The 366-nt window shown below is 56.3% G+C and carries 1 protein-coding gene; it reads right to left on the reverse strand.

Going from position 1 to position 366, the window contains the following annotated elements:
• A partial coding sequence (locus tag C5P05_RS03325; RefSeq protein ID WP_157979203.1) for a Tn3 family transposase occupies positions 1-366 on the reverse strand: 366 nt, incomplete at both ends.

Consider the following 366-nt stretch of genomic DNA (forward strand, 5'->3'; position numbering starts at 1 on the left):
GTCAATCCCCGCCAAAACAGCCTCCAAATCAAGCGGATTGCGCTTGTCTCTGAAGGCATAGTGCCCCAGAAAATGCAGGTGCTGCCACGCCGCCGGTGAAATCCGTCTGACCAAATCCAATGCCTTGTCGTTCCCCGTTGCCATACACCGGCCAAGCAGTCCCGACAGCAGCATCGAGTTGCAAGCGATTACCACATTGGCAATCAGCCGGCCACACTGGTTGCTGATGTCCACATCCAGGTCGGTACGTCCGGTAAGTTCCTTTTTACCGTTAACCTGGGCGATGGTCGAGCGCAGCTGGTGGTAGGACTCAATGCGGTTTTCCGAGCGGTGGACATCACGCTGCAATTGAGGGTCGCGCAAGTA

The organism is Rhodoferax ferrireducens (assembly GCF_003347515.1).
GTDB lineage: Bacteria > Pseudomonadota > Gammaproteobacteria > Burkholderiales > Burkholderiaceae_C > Rhodoferax.